Below are 23685 nucleotides of genomic sequence, written 5' to 3'. Positions count from 1 at the left end.
ACATAATGCATTTAATAAAATAAAAAATTATTCTATCGATGATCTTAAGTTATCATGGAACCCTACGCATGATGATATAAAGGGAAAACTAGAGCTCATATTTGACCTTTATCAGATAGATCAGTATAGCAAAGGATTGAACCGCCTTAACTCTAAATCAATAACCTACTATGCAGTTATTTTATCCAAATGGATGCATGGTAACTCATTAAGCGAAATCATCGCTGGTGCAATATCTTATTATAAGTCGAATAGGAGAGAATTATATTTTTCAAATGGAGTTCGAGAGTTATTTGATTCCGGCAATCCTACTCATATAACCAAGTTAGTAAATGATACTATAAAGGATATTGAGTTAAAGGTGGGTTATCAACTGCAAAATTATATATCACATTACTGCCAGCTTCTATCGCTAATATTTGAGAGCAATCCTGGAGCTAATTGGTCCCAGTTCATAGAATTTGGATCGAATGATCCAGTTGTTTGGCAATTGCAATTTATGGGATTCTCAAGGCATTGTGCTGTGTTCTTGAAAAATAATTTCCCACGTCATTTAAAAATTGATTCTGGAAATTCACAATTAAACATCTCTAATAGAGAGGGAATTAAATCAAAAGTGAAGCAAAGTCAATTGTATTGGCTTGAGATACAGGCATTACTTTAAATGTTGTTTTACTTTAATATTTGCTCTATCTTTCGTTCATAGATCAGCTTGTTTAGTGCGAACGGTAGGGCTTTGATTTAAAAGTGTTTCATCAATTAAATTTATTAATGAAGTATTATTTTTTGTAATTGGCACTGCTAACATTACTTCTCTTTAGATTGCCAAATAATCAAAAGCCAGACTAATTATCACCGAACTCATAATTTCAAGGGATTACCTATGCAAGATAAAATTACAGTATTTTTTAGCTCGATTAGTTAATATCTGACCTGTTTGGTATAATAAAAGCACCAGCAAGTTAAAGATCTACATTGCAGCTAAGATCACAAAATATCACGTACAACCTGTAATGAGCAGTAAAGAAAAGTTCTTAGGGGATAGAAGTACAGGTCAGATTTCATCAAGATAGTCTAAAACCTGCTGAGACCTACACCTACTGAAATAATGCAGGGTTTAACTATTCATGAGAAATCAACCTATCTTGTTAATTTAATGAACTTTATTATCCATAGCGAAGAGTTTTTTCATTAAAGCTATGCTGTTTTGTTCGCTAAGCATCCGAGTACTGCGTGTTCAAATCCTGCTGCTCGATAAATCCTCAGGCTCCTGTATTCATTGGGTTATATACATATGATTGTTGACTCGAAAAATGAAATGGTGTTTGATCCTATTGGTAGAGTATCCTTTATTAGACTATTAGCTTTTGAGGTGAAAAATGGAAGTCTATTCATCATTCTCTAACTCAATGAACTTTAGACGATCAAATATTCGTACGTCATCAATGTACAAGCGATATGCTTTACTGTTTGACCGGATTATTTTTAATAGGTTTGGCTGTCCTATCGGAGAACGTGATTTATTTTCTAACCTGCATGAATACGTTTCAACTCTCTCAAGCGAAGAGACAGATCTGAAAGACAAGCTGAAGCTTTCTAAAAACAAAAAATTTCAAGACTTATTTGTTGATTTATGGGACGTTGTAGAAAACCCAGAAGCGACACATAATGAAGCTCAAGAGTATGTCTTAGAATTTCACAGCAGTGAAATATCAAAATTCTCCTGGGGAAGAAATCTCATTGATGAAGAGATAGGGATCTATAATCATCATAAAGAGTATAAAGCAGCGGCAATAGTAGGTGGTGATATACGTTCTGATCTTGGCTTCAATTTTTTATTGAAAAACAGATTCAAAGACTTTCACGTAAATTTTGCACCAGTAGTTGCACAAGCGGTGAAGTCAGGATTGCAAGTGCCTGAAGTTGATAAATTATTTACAACTGGCCTACTTGTCCCAAACTTTGAAGAGTTAAGTTGGGATCAAATATTAGAGCTTAGGGAAGACAAAAATATTAAAGCGTTTAGACAAAAATTTTTCTCAGTTGATAACCAAGAACAACCTATAGATAGAGTTCTTTCTTCTTCCTTGGAATCATCACTATGGGATTTAGCTATGCAAATCAAACCGAGTATGGGTAAAAGTAGTTTTGAAGCAGTGGTGAGTAATTTACCCCTTCCCACCGTGTTAAATCCTTTCGGTCTTTACTATGGAGTTAAATCAGTTATTCAAAACTATGAAAACAAAAAGTCCCACTCATGGATATATTTCGTACATTCCATGACACTTAAAACCTAAAAATAAATTTCAGCATTGATCATTACTTCATAAATTTCGACGCCTCAAAGTCAATCATAATTGCTTAAATGCTGCCTTTGGTTGCCACTAAGGCTGAAGTTGAATTCAGTTTCAGCCTTAAGTACTATCGCATTTGGGTACTCCCTACTGATACTCCGTAAGGTTGTCTCAATTAGTATCATTTATAGTTTGAAACTATCTATAAGATACTGTATCATACAAGATATCTAAATGAGACAAAAGGGAAGAGTAATGATTTTTGGGTATGCGAGAGTATCGACAAAGGATCAGAACCTTGAACGTCAGCTTTCTGTACTGAATCCTGCCTGTGATAAAGTTATAACTGAAAAAGCATCAGGCAAATCCACCAGCGAACGTCCTGAGTTGCAAGTGTTGATTTCACACCTCAGAGAAGGTGATACGTTTATCGTAAAGTCCATTGACCGGTTGGCCCGTAATACTAAGGATCTGCTTGAACTAGTTGATAAGATGATTGAGCAGGGCGTTACGGTTAAGTTCCTGGATAACTCAATGAGCTTTGACAATTCACCAGCATCACGGCTGATTCTTACAATGATGGGGGCTGTAGCTGAATTCGAACGTAGAATAATTGCATCTCGTCGTGATGAGGGGATTGCTATTGCTAAAGATGCTGGCAAGTACAAAGGTAAGCAAAAGAATCAATCTCTTCACACTAAGATCATTGATATGCTTAAAACAGAAAAGTATTCCCCAGATGAAATAGCTAAACTTGCCGATTGTGGTAGAGCTACTGTTTTTCGTGTCAAAAAAGAGATGAAGATTACCGAACTGATATAGCGGCAGGGGGTAACAGAGGATATATAACAAATTGCTGTAAATATATCCTTTCGATATCTAACTAGATTATTTTTCTGATCTATCAAGTACTAAGTAACTTGGCTGGCACATACTACCTCGTTCCTGCAGCCAGTAGTAATCCAGATCAGCAACTCGGACATTCAGCCCTGAGTCAACACGGTTGATCTGTAACCGCAGCCCAACGGTATCTTTGTACGATAAACCTGATTTAACAATGTACTTGTACTTAACCCCTTTTTCTTCCTCATACGCCTTGATGAAAGGAGTTATTTTCTGCTGAATCTCTTTTAGACAAATCACTTCATTATCAATAACAAATGGTTTCTCCACTTTTCCATCAGGTACAGCCGCCATTGATGAAATTGAACAGCAGGATAAAAGTACCGCCATTGAATATTTTTTCAATTGTATTTCCTTATTGAAGATTCACATTTAATACTTCACCAGTATCTGCATTGAACGTGCAGGAGTACTCCACATTTTTAAATGCACCGAAACCGTTTTGAGCCTGTGCCCTATGCCCGTAAAGAGTGACTAATTTTCTATTTTTATCTTGCCAATTGTACGAAGAGAACTTTGGTTCAAGAACTCCATCAGTCCATTTAAACTGGTACTGAGCAGAGTTTTCAACGGCAACTTTACATATGTAATCCCCTGCTTTATGTTTTGACGCGTAACAATGAGCATCATCAAGGCATTGAGCCTCTTCTTCTTTTGCTTTCTGCTCTTTTTCAGCTGCAAGCAACGCATCATGAGCGGTCTTGTCTGCTGCTTTAATTCTTTGTTCTTCTTCATACTTTGCGTAATCGGTAGTATTTGTTATGTTGTTTTTTCGAGCAACAGAAAACTCTTTGCCGTCTTTAAAGCCAAGTTTTTCTGCTCTGAGTTCATCGCTTGAGGATCGGGCAACACTTGCAACTATGGCAAGCCCAATAATCAGTACCGGAACGGTGTAGTTATTAACAAATTTATAGGGTAAGTACTTTTCTTTGAGGGTTCCAAATGATAATACAACCCAGCTTATCGCGACCAAGGCAGCACCAAGCTGACAAACCCCAGCAGCAAAAAGCACCACTACCGACCAGAAACCAGTACCTGCGGCGAAAAAATCCCCAAACTTTTCCAGTGCCGCTAAACAAAGCAATATCCCCCAAATCCCGTAAATGCCTCTTTTTAGAACTTTATTCACTGTAATTATCCTTTTTTATACCTTTCAGGCCAAATATGATGTACTGACTCATCTATAAAATCGGCAATGATTTGCTCTCCTTTAGGCCAATGACGTTCAAGTGCGTTATAAAGTGTTCTTTCGTGGAACCCATTTGCCCTAGATAGTTGTGCTAGTGTTCCTCCTTTCTTCTTGATAGCTACAAGTATGTCGGCTCTGTGCCAATTCTCGGTACTGGCATTTTGCTCCTTTTTCTGACATCCTGATTCTTTATGAATACTCATAATGATCACTCGTTACTTATATTGAGAATATAATTGATCATTATAAGGTACATGTCAAATCATAATAAGGAACATTAGTTCCTTTAATTGAATAGTTGTGGGACGTAAATGGCTGACAAGAAAGAGAGCATTGTGCAATTTAGCGAGAGGCTGAAATCGATTGTTCCTTCTGGGTCTGGACGTGATTTCGCAAAGAAAGCGGGTATTGGTTACAGTACAGTGCATAACTATCTTCAGGCTGTCTCAAGCCCAACCTTAGATAATCTTGTATTGCTTGCTAAAGCTGGGAATGTCTCCGTGGAATGGTTGGCTACAGGCAAGGAGTTTGTGGTGACAGAGCTTGCACCAGCACACGAAATGAAGAACGGCAGAGTTTTCAAAATTCCTTTTTATAAAAACAGTGAATTCCTTTTATTGGATGCTGAAGCATTCTCATCCCTCCACGTTAACGCTGAACACCTCACTGCTCTTCGTGTTGATACCGACGTGATGGAACCTACGTTTACGACCGGTAGTGTTTTAATAATAGATCAAAGCCAAAAGCATCTTAAAGACAGCAAAGTGATTGTGATGAGTAAAGGGGGGAGCTACTTATATAAGCGAATCCAGATAGTTTCTGATGGGTATAGTTTATGTAGTGATAATATCAAATACAATGAAATAATTATCACAGAAGACTCGCTTTCTACTTTTGAGATTTTAGGTGAAGCCTTGATAGTACTGAACCGTGTATAACAAGTTCGTCGTCAAATATTAGGATAAGGGTGAATCTCACGATTCAGTACTGTTATAGTACTTTTATGAGTGGTACATTAGCTTTGTTGCACCACAACAATAACCAATTGATTAACCAACACAATTTAGTACTAACGGCTGATGGCAGGGCCTCCACCAATTTCAGGCCTCCCTGTTTTATCCATTCCCTTTTATTCCTGATTCATCACCCCCTCTTAGCCAAGCTGCGCCCATAAAAAAGGGCACGTTCTCCGCGCCCTTTGCTTACTGACTGTTTACCGACTTCCTTTAATGATGAACCAGCGTCGCAAAGTAATACACCAGCGGGATGGCGAGTATATAAAGCCCTAAAGGTACTTCGCGGACCTTTCCTGCCACCACTTTAATGATGATGTAAAACAGCAAACCACCGGCGATACCGGTACCGAAACTGTTGGAAATCAACGTAATCATCACCATCATCAGCACCGGCAAGGCATCAGTGAAATTCGCTAAATCAACTTTGCGAAGATTACTGAACATATTCAGGCCAATCAGAATTAACGCAGGTGCCGTCGCCTCTTTTGGGATCATCAGTGCAACCGGTGTGAACAGCAGCATCAGCAGGAACATCACCGCGGCAGAGAGAGCCGTCAGGCCTGTTTTTCCGCCCGCCTCTGCGGCAGCTGACGATTCTATCAGCGCCGTTGCAGCAGGGATCCCTACAATCGGACCCAGTGCGGCAGCAATAGAATCCACCATAAACGGGCGGTTGATGTTCTTCATATTGCCTTCTTCGTCAAGCAATCCGGCTTCTCCGCCTACGGCCAGAGTTGTGCCCATTGTCGAGAAGAATTCTGACGCAAAGAAAATGAACAGGAACGGCAGGAAAGCGATATTGATCGCGCCAATCAAATCGACTTTGCCAAACAGCGGAGCCATCGAGTGGGGCAGGGAAATCCATTGATCGGGCAGATGGGTCACGCCGAACGGGATACCGGCCACCGTCGCCAGCAAAATGGCCCAGAGAATGGCTCCCGGTACTTTGCGTGCCTGTAATCCCACGGCAATCAGTAAGCCCAGCAGCGCAATCAGCGCACCCGGTGCGGTAAAGTCACCTAAAGCCAGGGCATGTGTTTTGGCATTAGCCATTACCAGTCCGGCGTTACGAAAACCGAGCAGGGCAACGAAAATACCAATTGATGCCGTCAGCCCGAGTTTGATGGACTGCGGAACGGAACGGGTGACGACTTCCCGCAGACCAAAAACGGTCATCACGAAGAATAAGATGCCCGACCAGCAGGCAATACCTAATGCGATGGGCCAGGTGATGCCGTCACCCGCCAGCGTGATGCCGACCAGCACGGAACCGCCGATGCCAGGGCCGACCATAAACGGCAGGTTAGCGTAGAACGCCATTAATAGTGAACCCAGAACAAACACCAGGATCACACCGGTTGTCACCGCACCTTTGTCCATCCCGCTTACCGCCAGCAAACCGGGGATCACCACCAGCAAATACGCGGCGGCGAGAAATCCGGTGATCCCTGCCAGACATTCGGTTTTCACTCTGGTCTGGCGCTGATGCAAATGAAAGCGTCGCTGCAACCAGCTTTCACGCGTGGGGGTGGTGATATTTTTTACAGAACTTTCAGACATGCTTAAATTCCCCTGACAATAATTTTTATAATGTTTTGTTTGCTATCATTTTTGCATCCAGCTTGATGCCGGGCGTTTCAGACTTATTCCGGCCAGATTTCCAGAACCGGGTCGACAATTTCACGCAATCCGCCGTCAGTGAGGCCTAAATCAGTCAGATGCGGCCCGGCATTACACGCCAGACATGTCCCCTCGATGGCTTTAAACACGCGGTAAGGCGGTTCCCAGTCGGCTATCCGTGCGCTGAGTTCACGCAGATTTTTAAACTGTTCAGCCAGCTGCTCCGCCGGCAATTCAGAAAGCATTCCGGCAATGGGCATGTCGACTTTTGCCAGTAATGTGCCGTTCTGACTGAGTGCCATTCCGCCGCCGCTGGAAATAAGCTGATTCGCCGCCACAACCATGTCCGCGGGTGAGCGTCCCAGTACCACCAGATTATGGGAATCGTGCGAGTAGGAAGTGGCAATCGCGCCGCGCAGTTCACCCCAGCCTTCCAGCAATGCCATTTTTGGCGTGGCATCATGCCTTCCGTGACGGTGCTGTACCCAAATCAGGCTGAAGCCTTCAGGGAGTTGTACGACGCCGTCTCTGACATCTACGGTCACTTCGCTCCACTGTGTGAAGCGCGCGCCTTTGATATTGCGCAGGCGTGCTTTGCCGTTTTTCAGACCCGCAATTTTCATGCAGAAGTCTTCCGCACTCAGGGGGCTGAGACGCATCGTATTACGGGGAGGCGTAACGCCGCTCGCAGCCGCCGGCGTAAAGAGAAGTTTGCTCTCTTTTGCCACACAGTTTCCTGCTACGTAAACCGCGCGGGGATGCAGATTTTCCAGCGAATCAAACGCGATGATATCTGCCGTACGTCCCGCTGCAATCAGTCCTAAATCAGAACGCTGCATACGGATTGCGGCGTTGAACGTCGCCATTCTTAGTACATCTTCAACCCGTAGTCCGTATGAAATCAGCAGTTTCACTAATGCAATCAGGCCACCTTTTTCCAGCAGGTGGTCGGGCGGAACATCATCAGTACATAGCGTAATTTGTGAGGAAAGGTGTGGCAGCGCCTGTAAAGCGGCGGCGATATCCGGCAGAAGATAAGGATGTGAACCGCGGATTTGCAGTGTCAGCCCGGCACGCAGTTTCTCCAGAGCATCTTCAGCAGAGGTCAGTTCGTGATCGGAAGTGACGCCAGCCGCCAGATAGGCCTGAAGCTGTTCATCTTTCAGTCCGCGGGCATGACCTTCGATTAGCTTTCCGCTGTTTAAACCGGCTTCGAGAATTTCCAGCATCCGTCCGCTGCCATTAATGACACCGTGCATATCCATGACTTCTGCAACGCCAGCGACCTCCGGCCAGCTCAGCATCGTTTGCATTTCCTGACCGTTAAAGTCAGCACCGGACATTTCCAGACCAGGAGTAGAAGGGACACTGGAAGGTGCCGCGCAAATGACTCTCAGAGGCAGATTGCGGCTCGACTGCACGGCATACTGCACACCGGCGACGCCCAGCACGTTTGCCAGTTCATGCGGGTCCCAGAATACGGTGGTCGTCCCCTGAGCGACGACAATCTCGGCGTATTTTTCCGGTGAAAGGTGTGAGCTTTCGATATGCACATGAGTGTCGATAAGTCCCGGTGAAAGATAGTGACCGATTAAGTCATCAACATTTTCTGCCTGAGAAAATTTTCCGCGCGGGTGGACGCTGGCAATCATGTTGCCAGTGATCCCGACATCTGCTTCACGAATTTCTCCTGTCACCATATCGATAACGTTTGCGTTAATCAGCAGACGATCAAAAGGAATTTTCCCCAGTGCAGCCTGAACTGCGCGCTGGCGCTGAGGTAACGGAGCAATGTTTTCAGTCATGTCAGTATCCGAATTTGCAGAGTGATTGGGCTAATGTAGGGAGAGGAAACAACTTTGCACAGATGAATTATTTTATCCGTTTATAAGATGCGGTTATGCTGAGCAAACGTTTTCTATTTTTAGCGGGATCTCTGAATATTATGTCTGAACCCTGGCGTCGGTTGCCTGCGCTCTCCCTGAAGCAAATTCAATACTTTGTGACCCTGGCGCAGTTACGCAGTTTCACTGAAACGGCGAACCGTCTGGCGATCAGTCAGCCAGCGTTGAGCAGTGCACTGCGGCAAATTGAATTAGTGTTAGGGGGGAAATTATTAAACCGCACAGCGCAGGGCGTGAGTCTCACCGAACAGGGAGAAGCGGTTCTGCCTTATGCCGAACGACTACTGAATACGGCGCATAGTGCCTTCGATGATATGCAACAAATCATGCAACAGGGGGGGGATGGAACTTTACGTATTGGATTAGTCCCCTCAGTCAGCACGTTGTTATTTCCCGCAGTCCCGCAGTTATTATCGGAATATTTCCCTGATATGCGTGTGGAATTCCATGACCTCACGAATGATGCATTATTACTGGAACTGGAGAACGGTTCTGTCGATTTTGGTATCGGTGCGACTGACAGCACTGTGCCGGATTCTGTTGCGATATATCCGTTACTGGAAGACCCTTTCGTGGCGGTTGTCCGCCGGGATGACCCGTTATCAGAGGGGCATAATATTCCCTGGAGGCAACTGGTTAAAAGGGATATTGCATTGTTTTCTAAAGGGAATGTCAGCCGACTGGTGACTTCGTTAATAGAAAGCCACAGACTGAATTTGCGTGTGAGTTATCGCGTAGACTTTCAGGAGACGTTATACGGGTTAGTGCGTTCGCGTCTGGCATTAGCGATATTGCCTGAGTTATATACTGCAACACTTAATGATAATGAATTAACAGTGATTCATTTACAGCAACCGACATTGAGCCGAACGGTCGCGATGATGCGTAAGCCAGCGCCATTGCGTTCGCCTAAAACGGAACAATGTTTCCAGTTTCTTTTGCAAACATTTCACCGGCAAATCAAAGAGAAAGCAGAAAGAAATATCTGAAAAAATAGTTAAAAATCGCTTAAGTTATTTTGTACGAAATATGAGCGTCAGGCCGAAAGGTATTTCGACCTGACTCTGTCTGTCAGCGTACGAATTTCCAGACTGCTACCGGGATTTTATCGTACAGCTTGTTCATCGTCAGCTCCGCTAAACGATGGTCGGCCGCCGAGTAAAACAATTCCAGCTCGTCGTCGGAGAGTTCATACTTATTTTTCTCAATGACACGTTCAAGTGTATCAATTGTGGTGCATTTTCTTAAACGCATCAAATAGTCGATTTTGTTCATCTTAGCCTTTTCATTTTTATCTGATGACTGCATATAAATTATTACTCAAGTCTTCATTAGGGTACAGATGTAGTCCCCTGAGAACATTCTGAATAATCGCTTCTTGGTCTTTTGCCATTGGCGTAAATCAGAATCGTTAATTCCATAATTACTGAACAAGGTGTAGGTATCATCCAGATACTCTTCAACCAGATCACTTAAATGGGTATCATCCGGATACTTTATTTTAAAGCTCATCACAAAGGATGCGATGTGCTCAATCAGTTCGTTGAGCTGCAGGTTAACAGCTGAAGTGGGGTCGTTGACCCAACCGTGGTGACTGTCACCCAGTGTCGCGATGCCTTCATCGTAGAGCATTTCATTCAGGTAGCGTAACTGAGCGATATCGTGCCGCTTAGGCGAGTACTCATCCATATCATCCCCTCCGTAATGGTTTATTCGGTGTTGACAACACTCTGTGAGTAAACAACAAAACTTGATGGCTTACAGAAAACGGCTCTCACTACTAAAACGCTATGAACTGATAACGCTATGAACTGATCTATACATCAAAGACAATCGCAGTCTTTGAGATGGACTTTTCCGGACTTATTTGGAACGGATAATTTAAATATAATTCATTTTTAGAAAGCTGCGCAAACGTATTACTCAAACTTACAATTCTTCAGCAGTTGAACCTTTGAACAAATCAATAATATCAAACTCCAGGCCCTGAGGTTTAACAAGGAATGTGACACTTTGCGTCAAAAACTCATTGGCATTAATGTCCAGGCAACCGTTGAAAATCGTCCATGTGAACTGGTAGTTCATCGAATAACAATTTTCACCGACTGCAGCGATTGACACGATTTGCAAAGAATTCGGTTCATAACGTGCATTTTCTGATAAATAAGTTAAATCACCAATTAAGGGTTCTTCAATTTCAGATAAATAACGTTCAATAATCTGTATCAAATCTGAAGGTGTCAGATTTTCCCCATTAATAGGGTAGGGGATAAATTTTTTCACCGGTTTTCGCCTTTGGACTCTATACCTTTCTATTATTGCATACTTTTATGGGGATGTGTTTTGAGAAAAGAAAAAAAGTTGTAATGCGGAAAAATCATAACTTTCTGATTGTAATGGTAATTAGCTAATATTCATCAAATTTTACCCTTTTCTGACAATTTTACTTTGCCACAGATGCGCCTTCACGACCCGGGGGAGGGCATCCGGTAAAAAATCGAAACAGTTCACGTCTTGATACAAAATGCACTATGTGATGTTATATTGTAACGAATGGAGGGGCTATGACCAAAACACTCTTTACACTATCTTCGCCAGCGCGCTGTCTTGCCGTGCTGGCTGTGCTCGCTGTCTTATGGGCCGCAATTTACTGGGCAATTTCACTACCATGATTTTTGTTAATAATGTTGAAGTCGGCTATGACCGCCGGGCGGTCGCGATGCCAATCAGCGGGCAATTTCTTGCCGGTTCACTCACAGCGGTTATCGGGGCCAACGGGGCGGGTAAATCGACTTTCCTTAAAACGCTGGCAGGCCTTCAGCAGGCGGTTACGGGCAATATTACATTCAGCGCAAACCTGCGTCCGCGTCTGGCCTATTTGCCACAGCAGGCCGAACTGGATCGCGGTTTTCCGATCAGCGTATTCGATCTGGTCGCGATGGGATGTTGGCCACAGAGCGGACTTTTTGGCGGTATAAATCAGCAGTCAGCTGACGCCGTGGCGAAGGCGCTGGAGACGGTCGGGATGACAGAAATGTCGCATTTGCCCGTTGGGTCGCTTTCCGGTGGCCAGCTGCAACGCACTTTATTCGCGCGTTTACTGGTGCAACAGGCGCCTCTGATCATGCTTGATGAACCCTTTACCGGCATTGATACCCAGACAACGGATCTTCTGCTCAAGGTCATTGCCCAGTGGCATCAGGAAGGAAAAACCGTCATTGCGGTTTTACATGATATCTCAATGGTTGCCCGGCATTTTCCTCATGTGCTTTATCTCAGCGCGCAGCAGAATTTGTGGGGAACTGCCCACGACGTGCTGGGACACTTCCCGCATCAGGCACATGCCTGTATTTCGACCGAACCTTTTTCTCTTGTGGCGGGAGTCGCCAATTCATGATGCTTTTCCATTTGCTGGCCGACCCCTTTATTGAGTTTGGTTTCATGCGCCGGGCGTTAATTGCCTGCATAGCATTATCCATCAGCGCCACGCCTCTGGGGGTTTTCCTGCTATTACGCCGCATGAGTCTGGTAGGAGACGCACTATCCCACGCCGTATTACCGGGTGCGGCTATCGGATATCTGATATCGGGAATGTCGCTGGTCGCCATGGGGATCGGCGGTTTTATTGCAGGACTGGCGGTTGCGATGCTATCCGGGCTGGTAAGCCGCCGGACGCAACTCAAGGAAGATGCCAGTTTCGCCGGTTTCTATCTGGGCTCGCTCGCGCTGGGTGTCACACTGGTTTCCCTGCGCGGCTCGAGTGTTGACCTTCTGCACGTTCTGTTTGGCTCCATTCTCGCTATCGATTCTTCCGCCATGATTATGGTCGGCATAATTACCAGTGTGTCATTGCTGGTACTCGCCTGCATTTATCGCGCTCTGGTCATTGAATCTTTTGATTCGCTGTTTTTACGCGTCAGCGCGGGAAAATGGCTGGCAGCGATACACGGGATTTTCCTGGCGCTGGTGGTCGTGAACCTTGTCGCCGGTTTCCAGATCCTCGGCACACTGATGTCGGTCGGTTTGATGATGTTACCTGCGGCAAGTGCGCGTTTCTGGGCGCAGGATTTACCCCATACCTTGCTGAGCGCCATGATTATCGGCGTGATTGCCAGCGTCGTCGGGCTTATCTGGTCTTACTACGCTTCACTGCCCGCGGGTCCGGCGATCGTACTCAGCGCCACGGTGATCTTCTTTATTTCAGTTTTATTTGGAAAGCGTGGCGGGATGTTAACTGCCTCGCGAACGTAAGCAGTACCACAATTAAGGGGACATGATGAAAGTATTACCTGTATCACTCGCAGTCGCTGCCCTGCTGTCGAGCCCGCTGGCCATGGCGAAAACCGTCGAAGCGGTCGCCAGTTTTTCCATTCTCGGGGATATCGTTCAGGAGGTGGGTGGCGAACACGTGAAAGTCACGACGTTAGTCGGGCCGGACGGTGATCCGCACAGTTTTGAGCCTTCGCCAAAAGACAGTAAGGCGATTAACGCGTCTGATGTCGTTTTCGTCAGTGGGTTAGGGCTGGAAGGTTGGATTGATCGTCTGGTGACGGCTTCCGGTTATAAAGGTCATTTAGTGACGGCGTCGGAAGGCGTTAATTCCCGCAAAATGGAAGAAGACGGCAAACAAATCACCGACCCTCACGCCTGGAACAGCATGGCGAATGGCGTGATTTATGCGACCAATGTGATGAATGCGCTGATCAAAGCCGATCCGGAAGATGCTGACTATTTCCGTCAGCGCGGCACGGCCTACATTGAGCAACTGCAAAAACTGGATGCCTGGGCAAAAACGGAATTCACCGGCATTCCCCAATCAAAACGTAAAGTGCTGACCAGCCATGATGCCTTTGGTTATTTTGGTCAGGAATATCACGTCAGCTTTATGGCGCCTGTGGGTTTCTCAACCGAAGCTGAAGCCAGTGCCAGCGGTGTGGCTTCGCTGATTAAGCAGATCAAAGCGGAGAAAGTGAAAACTTACTTCATCGAAAACCAGACCGATCCCCGTCTGGTGAAACAGATTGCTGCGGCGAGTGGCGCGCAACCTGGCGGAGAACTGTATCCTGAAGCGCTTTCAGGTCCGCAAGGCCCGGCGACGACGTACATCAAAGCGTTCAAGCATAACGTTGAGACGATTGTTGCCAGTATGAAATAAGATTTTCCCTCCTCGCGGTTTATCTGTGAGGAGGTTTTACATCATGTCTAAACATAAGAAAAAGCCCCGTCGGGCAAGCGGCGGGGCTTTTGTTTTTTTAGGACAGGCGTAACGAAAAGGCGCGGAATTAACGCTTCTTCTTTTTGCCCTGGACTGCTTTAAAACGCGGATTACTTTTACAGATCACATAGACGCGGCCTTTACGGCGCACTACGCGACAATCCGGATGACGTTTTTTCGCTGAACGTAATGAACTCAGAACCTGCATAACAATTTCCCTGATGTTGTTTACTTCTTACCGAGGAAGCTGCCGAAGCGTTGATTGAATCGCGCGGTGCTGCCTTCTTTTGAATACTCTTTCTGCTTACCGGTGTAATACGGGTGGGAAGCGGAAGAAACTTCAATCGTGATGTAAGGGTAGGTGGCCCCTTCCAGTTCAATGGTGCGGTCTGTCGAGATAGTTGAACCGACCTTGAAGTACTCATCAGCACTGGTGTCGTGAAAAACCACGGTGCGATATGCAGGATGGATAGCGGGTTTCATATTGCCTCAATTTGTTATGTTATACTATAACAATTAGTATGCACCCATCTGTTTTCCGGTTCAAGACTCAGGCGAAAAAAAAGGCCGCATAAGCGGCCTTTCGTCAGGTTGAGGATCCGTTACAGCGTCGGATGCTCTGGTTTATGCGTATGTTCGATATCCTCGTTCTTCTTACCGAAGCGGCGACGAACCACCACGAAGAAGACGGGAACAAAGAAGATCGCCAGCAGTGTCGCTGTGATCATCCCGCCCATTACGCCTGTACCTACGGCGTTCTGAGAACCGGAACCTGCACCGGTGCTGATTACCAGCGGCATTACACCGAGGATAAAGGCCAGTGAGGTCATCAGTATCGGACGAAGACGCATACGAACCGCTTCAAGCGTGGATTCGATCAGACCCTTACCTTCTTTGTCCATCAGGTCTTTGGCGAATTCGACAATCAATATGGCGTTCTTCGCGGACAATCCAATGGTGGTCAGCAGGCCTACCTGGAAGTAAACGTCGTTACTGAGGCCGCGCATCGTTGCTGCCAGAAGCGCACCCACAACCCCGAGCGGAACCACCAGCATGACCGAGAACGGTATTGACCAGCTTTCGTACAACGCTGCCAGACACAGGAATACGACAATCAGGGAGATAGCATATAAGGCCGGAGCCTGGTTCCCTGACAAACGTTCCTGATAGGACAGACCGGTCCAGTCATAGCCGATACCGTTTGGCAGTTTGGAAGCCAGAGACTCCATCATCGCCATCGCTGCACCCGAACTTTTGCCCGGAGCTGGCTGACCCAGAATTTCCATGGATGGCAAACCGTTATAGCGTTCCAGACGCGGTGAACCGTATTCCCATTTCGCACTGGAGAATGCGGAGAACGGCACCATCTGGCCTGCGCTGCCACGGACATACAAGTTATTGATGTCTGACGGCAACATACGGTATTTATTTTCAGCCTGAACGTACACTTTCTTCACGCGACCACGGTCGATGAAGTCGTTGACGTAGCTACCACCAATCGAAGCACCCAAAGTGGTGTTGATGTCGGAAATTGAAACGCCAAGTGCCGTTGCTTTTTCCTGATCAATTTCGATTTTGAACTGAGGCGTATCTTCCAGACCGTTAGGACGAACCTGAGTCAGCAAGTCCGGATGTTGAGCAACCATGCCCAGCAACTGGTTACGTGCTTGTGTCAGTTTGTCATGCCCAAGGTTAGCCTGGTCAACCAGCTGGAAGTCGAAGCCTGTCGCCGTACCTAACTCAACAATTGCCGGTAAGTTGAACGGGAACACCAGTGCATCTTTGATGCCGGCGAAGGCATGCATCGCACGTCCTGCAATCGCAGGAACTTTGTTCTCGGAACCACTACGTTCAGACCAGTCTTTTAGACTGACGAACGCAATACCGGTGTTCTGACCACGACCTGCGAAGCCAAAGCCGTTAACCGTAAACACGGAGTTTACGTTAGCTTTTTCTTTATTCAGATAGTAATCGGTCACTTCATCGAGCACTTTCTGCGTGCGTTCCTGGGTTGCACCTGCTGGCAACTGCGCCATGGTCAGGAATACACCCTGGTCTTCTTCCGGCAGGAAGGAGGTTGGCAGGCGGATAAACAGGAATGCCATGCCGACTACGATCAGCAGATAAATCACCAGATAACGACCGGTGCTGCGCAGAATGTTACCTATGCTGTCGGTGTAGTGGTGCGTACTTTGGTCGAATTTCTTGTTAAACCAGCCGAAGAAACCTTTTTTCTCGTGATGCTCACCTTTGGCAACCGGCTTAAGCATGGTCGCACAAAGTGCAGGCGTCAGGATCATCGCGACCAGAACGGACAGCACCATGGCAGAAACGATGGTGATGGAGAACTGACGGTAGATAACACCGGTAGAACCACCGAAGAAGGCCATCGGGATGAATACTGCGGACAGCACCATCGCGATACCGACCAATGCCCCCTGGATCTGCTCCATGGATTTTTTGGTGGCTTCTTTCGGAGGCAGGCCATCTTCGACCATAACGCGTTCGACGTTCTCGACGACGACGATGGCGTCATCGACGAGCAAGCCTATCGCGAGCACCATCCCGAACATCGTCAGGGTGTTTATCGAATAGCCAAACGCCGCCAGAATTGCAAAGGTACCGAGCAAGACCACCGGAACCGCAATGGTCGGGATAAGCGTTGCACGGAAGTTTTGCAGGAACAAGAACATGACCAGGAATACCAGGACGATGGCCTCGAACAGCGTTTTACCTACTTCTTTAATCGAGATTTTTACGAATGGCGTGGTGTCGTATGGATAAACAATTTCCAGGCCAGCCGGGAAGAACGGCTGCAGCTTATTCAGCGTGGCTTTAACCGAAGCCGCGGTGTTCAGGGCGTTCGCACCGGTCGCCAGTTTGATACCCAAACCTGACGCTGGTTGTCCGTTGAAACGGGCAATAACGTCGTAGTTTTCACCACCAAGTTCGATTTTAGCCACATCTTTCAGACGAACCTGGGAACCATCCTGATTTACTTTCAGAATGATTTTACCGAATTCATCGGGTGACTTCAGACGGGTCTGCGCCACGATAGAGGAGTTCAGCTGCTGGCCCGGAACCGGTGGAGTACCACCGAGCTGACCTGCTGCAATCTGGTTGTTCTGAACTTTGATGGCGTTAATAACATCGACCGGCGTCAGCTGGTAGTTATTCAGTTTGCTCGGATCCATCCAGATACGCATCGCGTACTGAGCACCGAACAGCTGAACGTCACCGACACCCGGAGTACGGCTGATAGGATCCTTGATGTTGGAACCTACATAGTCGGCGATATCATCCTGGGTCATTGAACCGTTATTGGAAATAAAGCCCGCTACCATCAGGAAGCTGCTGCTCGATTTCTCTACCGAAATACCCTGTTGCTGAACTTCCTGCGGCAGCAAGGGTGTTGCCAGCTGCAGTTTGTTCTGAACCTGTACCTGCGCGATATCCGCGTCAGTACCGGAAGCAAAGGTCAGGGTAATCTGAACAGTACCTGATGAATCACTGGTCGACGCCATGTACATCATGTTGTCGATACCGTTCATGTTCTGTTCAATAACCTGAGTAACGGTATCCTGTACGGTCTGCGCATCCGCGCCCGGATAGGTTGCTGTCAGCTGAATCGCTGGTGGTGCAACGGTTGGATACTGTGCGATTGGCAATTTAAGTATTGCCAATCCCCCTGCCAACATGATGATGATCGCAATTACCCATGCAAAGATGGGACGATCTATAAAAAACTTAGCCATGAATTACCGGCTCCTATTAAGACTTCGTCGCTGTAGCGGGTGCTGCTGCGTTTTGATCGACTTCCTGTGCAGTAACCTGTACGCCTGGCTTAATTTTTTGCAGACCTGTCACGATAACTTTATCGCCACTTTTCAGGCCGTCTGTCACAACCCATTTGTCGCCAATCGCCTGCGTGGTGGTCACAGTACGCAGTTCAACTTTGTTGTCCGCGCCAATCACCATCGCCGTAGCATCACCACGTGGGTTACGGGTAATACCTTGCTGAGGAACCAGCAGAGCGTTGTCATTCACACCTTCATCCAGACGCGCGCGCACAAACATGCCTGGCAGCAAGGCGTCATTTGGATTAGGGAAGATGGCACGCAAAGTAATGGAACCGGTCGTTTCATCAACAGTCACATCAGAGAATTCTAATGTACCCGGCTGTGAATATTCTTTACCGTTATCCATCAGCAATTTGACCTGTGCTTTACCGTCAACTTGTTTCATTGCACCATCAGCGAGTTCCTGTTTCAGGCGCAGGAAATCGTTGCTCGACTGAGTGACGTCAACATAGATAGGGTCGAGTTGTTGCACAGTCGCCAGCGCGTTGGTCTGACCGTTAGAAACCAGTGCACCTTCAGTTACAGAAGATTTACCGATACGTCCGCTGATAGGGGAGGTGACTTTGGTATAAGCGAGATTGATACGTGCAGTTTCAACCGCGGCTTTCGCGCTTACAACGGCTGCATCAGCCTGAGCTGCCGTGGCTACAGCGGTATCGTAATCTTGCTTACTGATGTAGTTAGTACCGAGCAGTGGTTTGTAACGGGTGACGGTGAGGCGTGAAATTTGTGCGTTAGCCTGAGCTTTTACCAGATCGCCTTTAGCGCTGTCATACGCGGCCTGATAAGTGGCTGGGTCAATCTGATATAAGGAAGTTCCGGCTTTAATGTCGCTGCCTTCAACGAAATTGCGTTTCAAAATGATACCGCCAACCTGAGGACGTACTTCAGCAATGCGAAAAGCAGCAGTACGACCAGGAAGTTCGGTAGTCACATTTAACGGTGCAGTTTTGAGAGTAACGACGCCAACCTGCGGAGCATGAGGTGCACCTTGTTGAGCTTCTTTATCGTTACATCCTGTAAGTGCTAAGCTTCCGGATAGCATCAGAACTACCGCCAGAGGCGTTAACCCTCTGTTTTTGTTCATAAATAAACCTCAAGTGTCCGATTTCAAATTGTCCAATGGATCACAACATTCCAAATCCATTGCTGCGCTTTTAGTATGTGCGTGCTATGTTACATACATTCAAGAATGTATGTAAATCAAACTCCCCTTAAAGATAAACCTATGGCACGAAAAACCAAATCACAGGCGCTGGAAACCAGACAACAGATTCTGGATGCTGCTGTGCGTGAGTTTTCTGCCCGTGGGGTATCGTCGACATCACTGACTGACATTGCGAATGCAGCTGGTGTGACGCGGGGCGCAATTTATTGGCATTTCAGAAACAAAGTGGAACTGTTCAACGCGATCTGGGAAGCCTATGAATCCCGGATAAAAGTGCTCGAAGTAGAGTATCAGACAAAGTTTCCGAATAATCCACTGCGTATTTTGCGCGAAATCCTTATTTACATACTGGTCGCCACCGTGACCGATACCCAGCGTAAGGCATTGATGGAAATTATATTCCATAAATGTGAATTTGTTGGGGAGATGACATCCGTTCATGAAGCCCGCAAAGCGCTCTATATGGAAGGGTACGGTAAAATTGAACGTATTCTTGTTCATTGCATAGAAGAAAAACAGTTGCCGGCCGATCTCGATACCCGCCAGGCGGCCATTATTCTTCGGGCTTTTCTCACCGGACTGATGGAGAACTGGCTTTTCATCCCGGAAAGCTTTGATTTAGAAGGGAATGCTGGCAGGTTTGTAGATACGTATATTGATATGCTTCGCTATTCCGCGTATCTCACCGCTGTAAAATAATGCCTTAATACTTTCTGTTTAATTAATAAGCCTGCAAATATTTACCCTCACCTGATGATTTAATCAACGTCCAAATGTTGTATTCAGATACGCTTTTCTCCTTCCTTTCACCACGAACGCTGCTATTGTCATCTTTATATTATTCCTTTAGTAAATGAGCTGACGCTGACGTATGTTTATCCGGTTTTTTGCCGCCTCTTCTGACGTAATTCCCACCATGAAAATAAATGGGGTTTTGCGTTTTTTTACGTTTGTGATGTGCCTCGCACTGCTGGTGTTTTCCCTTCCCGGACAGGCCGCCACTAATGATGTTCCTACCCGCAATGAAGTTCAGAATCAGCTCGATGCACTCAATCGCCAGAAAAACCTGACGCCGGTCGATAAACTGTCCCAGCAGGATTTGATCCACACGATTGAATATCTGGATGCGCTGGACAGGGTGAAACAAGACGCCAGCCAGCTGCAAAAACAGGTAGCCGAAGCGCCGCAGAAATTACGAGTGGCGATAAGCGGTCTGGATCAGCTCAAAAACAATCCCAAAGATGATGCAGATAAAGCGCAGCTGTCGGCGCTTTCGTTACGTCAGTTGGAAAACCGCCTTAACGATACCCTCGACGATTTGCAGTCTTCGCAGGAAGATTTATCGACTTTCAACACCCAGCTGATTTCGCTGCAAACTCAGCCTGAGCGCGTGCAGAACGCGATGTACACTTATTCGCTGGCGATTCAGAAGATCCGAAATCAGCTCAATGGCATGTCGCCCGGTCAGCAGGATTTACGTAACACGCAACAAAACATGCTGGTTACGCAGCAGGCTTTACTGAACGCGCAGATCGACTTACAGCGTAAAAGCCTGGAAGCCAACACGACTTTGCAAGATTTACTGCAAAAACAACGCGATTACACCAACGCGCATATCAATCAGCTGGAACATACCGCGCAGTTATTGCAGGAAGTGGTCAACGGCAAACGACTGAATTTGTCCGAGCGGACGGCAAAAGAAGCGCAAACGCCGGACGACACCTCGAATATCCAAAATGACCCGCTGGTGGCGCAGGAACTGGGGATTAACCGCAAACTCAGCGAGCGCCTGATTGCCGCAACCGAAGAAGGCAACCAGCTGGTCCAGAAAAATATTACCGTGAAAAACTGGCTGGACCGCTCGGCTCAGGCAGAACACGACCTCAAAGAGCAAATCACCGTGCTCAAGGGCAGTTTATTGCTGTCACGCATTCTTTATCAGCAACAGCAAACTCTCACGCCGCCGTCCGGTCTGGTCACGGACATGAGCACGCGCATTGCTGATTTACGTCTTGAACAGTTCACCATCAACCAGCAGCGTGATGCGTTATTCCAGGGTGACAGTTACATTCAGGGCGTGGTCGGGAACAGCAAAGAAACGATCAATGCTGATATCAGCGATGCGCTGGATCAGATTGTCGATATGCGCCGCGAACTGCTGGATCAGCTGAATAAACAGCTCGGTAATCAGCTGTCGCTGGCCATCAATTTGCAGATTAACCAGCAGCAATTACTGAGCATCAACCAGTCACTGACAGAAACGCTGACGCAGCAGATTTTCTGGGTTAGCAGTAATAAACCGATGAACTGGGATTTCATTAAATCATTGCCGGATGATGTTAAAAACCAGCTCAGCAGCCTGAGCCTGAATATTCCGCCAGGTGAACTCATGCTGGGCGCAATTCATTCATTGCCGGTCACCATTCCTTTGCTCGTCGTGATCTTGCTGCTGCTGTGGCGGCGGAAATACATTAATCAGCGCATTGAAAAACTCACCAGTGATGTCGGGCAGCTCAAGCGCGACAGTCAGCTGCACACGCCTCAGGCGCTGTTACTGGTGGCCCTGAACGTCTTACCGGGCGTGTTGCTGATGCTGGGCGTCGGCTACTGGCTTTCGCAGTGTGATATCGAACCGAGCGATTTTTTATGGACGCTGGCGCAGCGGCTGGCCGTGTTCCAACTGGTGATGGGCTTTTGCTATCGTATTCTTAAACCGGGTGGGATCAACGAGCGACACTTCAATACACCTGCTGCTACCTGCGCGCATTATCGTCGTTCCGTCATTCGTCTGAGTCTGGTGATGTTGCCGCTGATTTTCTGGTCAGTGCGCGGCGAGAAAGCTCCGCTTGGTCTGGTGGATGACATCATCGGGCAGGTGGTGATTTTCCTGACGTTGCTGGCGCTGACGGTGCTGGTCTTCCCGATCGCACGGGATGGCTGGCGCGAAAAAGATTCTCACAGTATTCGTCTGGTCGTGGTCACGGCAATTGCGCTGGCACCGGCTTTCCTGGTCGGGCTGGTGGTTACCGGGTACTTTTATACCACGCTGCGTCTGGCGGGGCGCTGGATTGACAGCCTTTACCTGCTGATATTCTGGAACATTATATATCTCACGGCGCTGCGGGGATTAAGCGTTGCAGCCCGGCGTCTGGCTTATCGTCGTGCGCTTGCCCGCCGCCAGACAAATGTGGCGAAAGAGGGCGCAGAGGGCAATGAGCCGGTGGAAGAACCGCAAATCGGGCTGGATCAGATTAACCAGCAGTCGCTGCGTCTGACCACCATGGGGCTGTTCTTTATCTTCGCGACGGTGTTCTACTGGATTTGGTCGGACTTGCTGACGGTGATTTCGTATCTCGACAGCATTTCGCTCTGGCATTATTCCAACTCCGTGGCGGGCGCGGTCACTCAGCAAACCGTGACGCTGGGCAATTTGCTGCTCGGTTTCCTGGCGGTGATCGTGGCGTATGTTCTGACGCGCAACCTGCCGGGTCTGCTGGAAGTGGTGGTGCTCTCGCGGTTGCAATTGCGTCAGGGAACGTCGTACGCCATTACTACCATCCTGACGTATTCGATAACCGTGATAGGCGCCATTATGGCGCTCGGTTCCCTCGGGGTTTCGTGGGATAAATTGCAATGGCTGGTGGCGGCGCTGTCGGTCGGGCTGGGCTTTGGTTTGCAGGAAATCTTTGCGAACTTTGTCTCGGGTCTGATTATCCTTTTCGAACGCCCGGTACGTATTGGCGACACCGTGACCATCGGCACATTTTCCGGCACGGTCAGTCGTATCCGTATTCGCGCAACGACGATTATCGATTTTGACCGCAAAGAAGTGATCATTCCGAACAAAGCCTTTGTGACGGAGCGGCTGATCAACTGGTCGCTGAGCGATACCGTGACGCGCGTGCTGATCAAAATCGGCGTGGCGTACGGTTCAGATCTGGAAAAAGTAAAAGAGATCCTGTTGCAGGCCGCGCACGAAAACGCCCGTGTGATGAGCGATCCGGCACCGCTGGTGTTCTTCCTCAATTTTGGTGCCAGCACGCTCGATCACGAACTGCGCGTCTATGTGCGTGAACTGGGTGACCGCAGTTATACCGTGGATGAACTGAACCGCAGCATTGATAAACTTTGCCGCGAAAACAACATTAATATCGCCTTCAATCAGTTAGAAGTGTATCTGCATAATCAGGACGGCAGCGAGGTTCAGGAAGTTAAGCGCGTGTTGAGACAACCGGGTGATGAGCCGGATGCGTTGCCTCAGGGCTAAAGGTAATCGGGCAATTCAGGGGAATGCAAAGTTCCCCTGATACAGTCAGCCGGACGGCTTAAAGATAGCTGATGGACAGCGTACTTTTGCTGTTTTTCAGCTTTTCCTGATAATCGCGTTGTACGATTTCCAGTGCTGCAAGGGCGGTTGCGGGTGCAATTTCGTTGCACTCAAGCAGATAGATCAGATCAACAGCAAGCTGAAGTTCGGGAGGCGCATTTTCTACGGACATATTGGCCAACATTATTA

The 23685-nt window shown here is 47.3% G+C and carries 22 protein-coding genes and 1 pseudogene; 10 read left to right on the top strand and 13 right to left on the bottom strand.

The window, feature by feature from the left end; translation table 11 throughout:
* From D6C13_RS10805 to D6C13_RS10795, 3 genes and pseudogenes are all read left to right on the top strand, one after another.
* Positions 1 to 664 (top strand): annotated as a pseudogene (locus D6C13_RS10805) (DEAD/DEAH box helicase); the annotation flags it as partial.
* A 715-nt stretch (positions 665 to 1379) separates the two neighbouring features.
* On the top strand, positions 1380 to 2297 hold the full coding sequence (locus D6C13_RS10800; protein ID WP_147408179.1) for a hypothetical protein: 918 nt from the start codon (positions 1380 to 1382) through the stop codon (positions 2295 to 2297).
* Between the two features lie 252 nt (positions 2298 to 2549).
* The gene (locus D6C13_RS10795) at positions 2550 to 3116 is read left to right on the top strand and encodes a recombinase family protein (RefSeq protein ID WP_120132747.1); all 567 of its coding nucleotides are present in this window, start codon (positions 2550 to 2552) and stop codon (positions 3114 to 3116) included.
* Between the two features lie 66 nt (positions 3117 to 3182).
* Here D6C13_RS10795 and D6C13_RS10790 read toward each other — a convergent pair whose 3' ends face one another.
* The 3 genes from D6C13_RS10790 to D6C13_RS10780 are packed head-to-tail and all read right to left on the bottom strand — an operon-like array spanning position 3183 to position 4589.
* Positions 3183 to 3542, bottom strand: a complete 360-nt coding sequence (locus D6C13_RS10790) for a hypothetical protein (RefSeq protein WP_120132746.1) — start codon at positions 3540 to 3542, stop codon at positions 3183 to 3185.
* Between the two features lie 10 nt (positions 3543 to 3552).
* Positions 3553 to 4326 (bottom strand): hypothetical protein, encoded by a 774-nt coding sequence (locus D6C13_RS10785; protein WP_120132745.1) that lies wholly within the window; start codon positions 4324 to 4326, stop codon positions 3553 to 3555.
* A gap of 5 nt (positions 4327 to 4331) precedes the next feature.
* Positions 4332 to 4589 carry a helix-turn-helix domain-containing protein gene (locus D6C13_RS10780; protein ID WP_120132744.1) on the bottom strand — a complete coding sequence of 86 codons (258 nt, stop codon included), beginning with the start codon at positions 4587 to 4589 and terminating at the stop codon, positions 4332 to 4334.
* A gap of 108 nt (positions 4590 to 4697) precedes the next feature.
* Between D6C13_RS10780 and D6C13_RS10775 the strand changes: the two genes are divergently transcribed.
* The gene (locus tag D6C13_RS10775; RefSeq protein ID WP_120132743.1) at positions 4698 to 5324 is read left to right on the top strand and encodes an XRE family transcriptional regulator; all 627 of its coding nucleotides are present in this window, start codon (positions 4698 to 4700) and stop codon (positions 5322 to 5324) included.
* Between the two features lie 288 nt (positions 5325 to 5612).
* On the opposite strand, the gene D6C13_RS10770 is transcribed toward D6C13_RS10775, so the two are convergent.
* Positions 5613 to 6962, bottom strand: coding sequence for an NCS2 family permease (locus D6C13_RS10770; protein WP_120132742.1), 1350 nt, complete (start codon positions 6960 to 6962; stop codon positions 5613 to 5615).
* A gap of 83 nt (positions 6963 to 7045) precedes the next feature.
* On the bottom strand, positions 7046 to 8827 hold the full coding sequence (locus D6C13_RS10765) for an adenine deaminase (protein ID WP_120132741.1): 1782 nt from the start codon (positions 8825 to 8827) through the stop codon (positions 7046 to 7048).
* A 137-nt stretch (positions 8828 to 8964) separates the two neighbouring features.
* Here D6C13_RS10765 and D6C13_RS10760 point away from each other — a divergent pair, with 137 nt between their 5' ends.
* Positions 8965 to 9915 carry a LysR family transcriptional regulator gene (locus D6C13_RS10760; RefSeq protein ID WP_244212676.1) on the top strand — a complete coding sequence of 317 codons (951 nt, stop codon included), beginning with the start codon at positions 8965 to 8967 and terminating at the stop codon, positions 9913 to 9915.
* 82 nt (positions 9916 to 9997) lie between these two features.
* On the opposite strand, the gene D6C13_RS10755 is transcribed toward D6C13_RS10760, so the two are convergent.
* The 3 genes from D6C13_RS10755 to D6C13_RS10745 all read right to left on the bottom strand — a co-directional run bounded on the left by D6C13_RS10755 (position 9998) and on the right by D6C13_RS10745 (position 11209).
* Positions 9998 to 10201: an HHA domain-containing protein gene (locus D6C13_RS10755; RefSeq protein ID WP_056771138.1), complete on the bottom strand. Its 204-nt coding sequence runs from the start codon at positions 10199 to 10201 to the stop codon at positions 9998 to 10000.
* A gap of 45 nt (positions 10202 to 10246) precedes the next feature.
* The gene (tomB, locus tag D6C13_RS10750) at positions 10247 to 10615 is read right to left on the bottom strand and encodes an Hha toxicity modulator TomB (RefSeq protein WP_104923047.1); all 369 of its coding nucleotides are present in this window, start codon (positions 10613 to 10615) and stop codon (positions 10247 to 10249) included.
* Between the two features lie 240 nt (positions 10616 to 10855).
* The gene (locus D6C13_RS10745; RefSeq protein ID WP_120132740.1) at positions 10856 to 11209 is read right to left on the bottom strand and encodes a hypothetical protein; all 354 of its coding nucleotides are present in this window, start codon (positions 11207 to 11209) and stop codon (positions 10856 to 10858) included.
* Between the two features lie 385 nt (positions 11210 to 11594).
* Here D6C13_RS10745 and D6C13_RS10740 point away from each other — a divergent pair, with 385 nt between their 5' ends.
* Genes D6C13_RS10740 through D6C13_RS10730 form a run of 3 tightly spaced genes read left to right on the top strand, consistent with a single transcriptional unit; the run spans position 11595 to position 14081 of the window.
* Complete coding sequence (locus D6C13_RS10740; protein WP_208642879.1) at positions 11595 to 12323, top strand: metal ABC transporter ATP-binding protein; 729 nt, start codon at positions 11595 to 11597, stop codon at positions 12321 to 12323.
* Complete coding sequence (locus D6C13_RS10735; RefSeq protein ID WP_120132738.1) at positions 12320 to 13177, top strand: metal ABC transporter permease; 858 nt, start codon at positions 12320 to 12322, stop codon at positions 13175 to 13177. Before D6C13_RS10740 ends, D6C13_RS10735 begins: the two co-directional genes overlap by 4 nt.
* Positions 13178 to 13202: 25 nt before the next feature.
* Positions 13203 to 14081, top strand: coding sequence for a metal ABC transporter substrate-binding protein (locus D6C13_RS10730; protein ID WP_120132737.1), 879 nt, complete (start codon positions 13203 to 13205; stop codon positions 14079 to 14081).
* 127 nt (positions 14082 to 14208) lie between these two features.
* On the opposite strand, the gene ykgO is transcribed toward D6C13_RS10730, so the two are convergent.
* From ykgO to D6C13_RS10710, 4 genes are all read right to left on the bottom strand, one after another.
* Entirely contained in the window at positions 14209 to 14349 is a 141-nt protein-coding gene (ykgO, locus tag D6C13_RS10725) for a type B 50S ribosomal protein L36 (RefSeq protein ID WP_072034012.1), read from the bottom strand.
* A gap of 20 nt (positions 14350 to 14369) precedes the next feature.
* On the bottom strand, positions 14370 to 14624 hold the full coding sequence (locus D6C13_RS10720) for a type B 50S ribosomal protein L31 (protein ID WP_015698298.1): 255 nt from the start codon (positions 14622 to 14624) through the stop codon (positions 14370 to 14372).
* Between the two features lie 119 nt (positions 14625 to 14743).
* Positions 14744 to 17896 (bottom strand): multidrug efflux RND transporter permease subunit AcrB, encoded by a 3153-nt coding sequence (gene acrB / locus D6C13_RS10715; protein ID WP_120132736.1) that lies wholly within the window; start codon positions 17894 to 17896, stop codon positions 14744 to 14746.
* Positions 17897 to 17912: 16 nt separating this feature from the next.
* The gene (locus D6C13_RS10710; RefSeq protein ID WP_120132735.1) at positions 17913 to 19088 is read right to left on the bottom strand and encodes an efflux RND transporter periplasmic adaptor subunit; all 1176 of its coding nucleotides are present in this window, start codon (positions 19086 to 19088) and stop codon (positions 17913 to 17915) included.
* A gap of 141 nt (positions 19089 to 19229) precedes the next feature.
* On the opposite strand from D6C13_RS10710, the gene acrR reads away from it, so the two are divergent.
* Positions 19230 to 19868 (top strand): multidrug efflux transporter transcriptional repressor AcrR, encoded by a 639-nt coding sequence (gene acrR / locus D6C13_RS10705; RefSeq protein WP_120132734.1) that lies wholly within the window; start codon positions 19230 to 19232, stop codon positions 19866 to 19868.
* A 217-nt stretch (positions 19869 to 20085) separates the two neighbouring features.
* Positions 20086 to 23436, top strand: a complete 3351-nt coding sequence (gene mscK / locus D6C13_RS10700; RefSeq protein ID WP_208642878.1) for a mechanosensitive channel MscK — start codon at positions 20086 to 20088, stop codon at positions 23434 to 23436.
* A 58-nt stretch (positions 23437 to 23494) separates the two neighbouring features.
* Here the strand turns inward: mscK and rsmS are convergent, their stop codons facing one another.
* Complete coding sequence (gene rsmS / locus D6C13_RS10695) at positions 23495 to 23668, bottom strand: pleiotropic regulatory protein RsmS (RefSeq protein WP_120132756.1); 174 nt, start codon at positions 23666 to 23668, stop codon at positions 23495 to 23497.
* Positions 23669 to 23685 lie beyond the last annotated feature (17 nt).

Origin of the sequence: Rahnella woolbedingensis (assembly GCF_003602095.1) — a bacterium.
GTDB classification, from domain to species: domain Bacteria; phylum Pseudomonadota; class Gammaproteobacteria; order Enterobacterales; family Enterobacteriaceae; genus Rahnella; species Rahnella woolbedingensis.
The sequence above is the reverse complement of the archived record's forward strand: the minus strand, read 5'-3'. Positions and strand labels throughout refer to the sequence as shown.

Excerpts from the sequence above, each read along its gene's own strand:
- D6C13_RS10800 (WP_147408179.1), top strand. The coding sequence starts at position 1,380 with ATGGAAGTCTATTCATCATTCTCTAACTCAATGAACTTTAGACGATCA.
- D6C13_RS10795 (WP_120132747.1), top strand. The coding sequence starts at position 2,550 with ATGATTTTTGGGTATGCGAGAGTATCGACAAAGGATCAGAACCTTGAA.
- D6C13_RS10780 (WP_120132744.1), bottom strand. The coding sequence starts at position 4,589 with ATGAGTATTCATAAAGAATCAGGATGTCAGAAAAAGGAGCAAAATGCC.
- D6C13_RS10775 (WP_120132743.1), top strand. The coding sequence starts at position 4,698 with ATGGCTGACAAGAAAGAGAGCATTGTGCAATTTAGCGAGAGGCTGAAA.
- D6C13_RS10770 (WP_120132742.1), bottom strand. The coding sequence starts at position 6,962 with ATGTCTGAAAGTTCTGTAAAAAATATCACCACCCCCACGCGTGAAAGC.
- D6C13_RS10765 (WP_120132741.1), bottom strand. The coding sequence starts at position 8,827 with ATGACTGAAAACATTGCTCCGTTACCTCAGCGCCAGCGCGCAGTTCAG.
- D6C13_RS10755 (WP_056771138.1), bottom strand. The coding sequence starts at position 10,201 with ATGAACAAAATCGACTATTTGATGCGTTTAAGAAAATGCACCACAATT.
- tomB (WP_104923047.1), bottom strand. The coding sequence starts at position 10,615 with ATGGATGAGTACTCGCCTAAGCGGCACGATATCGCTCAGTTACGCTAC.
- D6C13_RS10740 (WP_208642879.1), top strand. The coding sequence starts at position 11,595 with ATGATTTTTGTTAATAATGTTGAAGTCGGCTATGACCGCCGGGCGGTC.
- D6C13_RS10735 (WP_120132738.1), top strand. The coding sequence starts at position 12,320 with ATGATGCTTTTCCATTTGCTGGCCGACCCCTTTATTGAGTTTGGTTTC.
- D6C13_RS10730 (WP_120132737.1), top strand. The coding sequence starts at position 13,203 with ATGAAAGTATTACCTGTATCACTCGCAGTCGCTGCCCTGCTGTCGAGC.
- ykgO (WP_072034012.1), bottom strand. The coding sequence starts at position 14,349 with ATGCAGGTTCTGAGTTCATTACGTTCAGCGAAAAAACGTCATCCGGAT.
- D6C13_RS10720 (WP_015698298.1), bottom strand. The coding sequence starts at position 14,624 with ATGAAACCCGCTATCCATCCTGCATATCGCACCGTGGTTTTTCACGAC.
- acrB (WP_120132736.1), bottom strand. The coding sequence starts at position 17,896 with ATGGCTAAGTTTTTTATAGATCGTCCCATCTTTGCATGGGTAATTGCG.
- D6C13_RS10710 (WP_120132735.1), bottom strand. The coding sequence starts at position 19,088 with ATGAACAAAAACAGAGGGTTAACGCCTCTGGCGGTAGTTCTGATGCTA.
- acrR (WP_120132734.1), top strand. The coding sequence starts at position 19,230 with ATGGCACGAAAAACCAAATCACAGGCGCTGGAAACCAGACAACAGATT.
- mscK (WP_208642878.1), top strand. The coding sequence starts at position 20,086 with ATGAAAATAAATGGGGTTTTGCGTTTTTTTACGTTTGTGATGTGCCTC.
- rsmS (WP_120132756.1), bottom strand. The coding sequence starts at position 23,668 with ATGTCCGTAGAAAATGCGCCTCCCGAACTTCAGCTTGCTGTTGATCTG.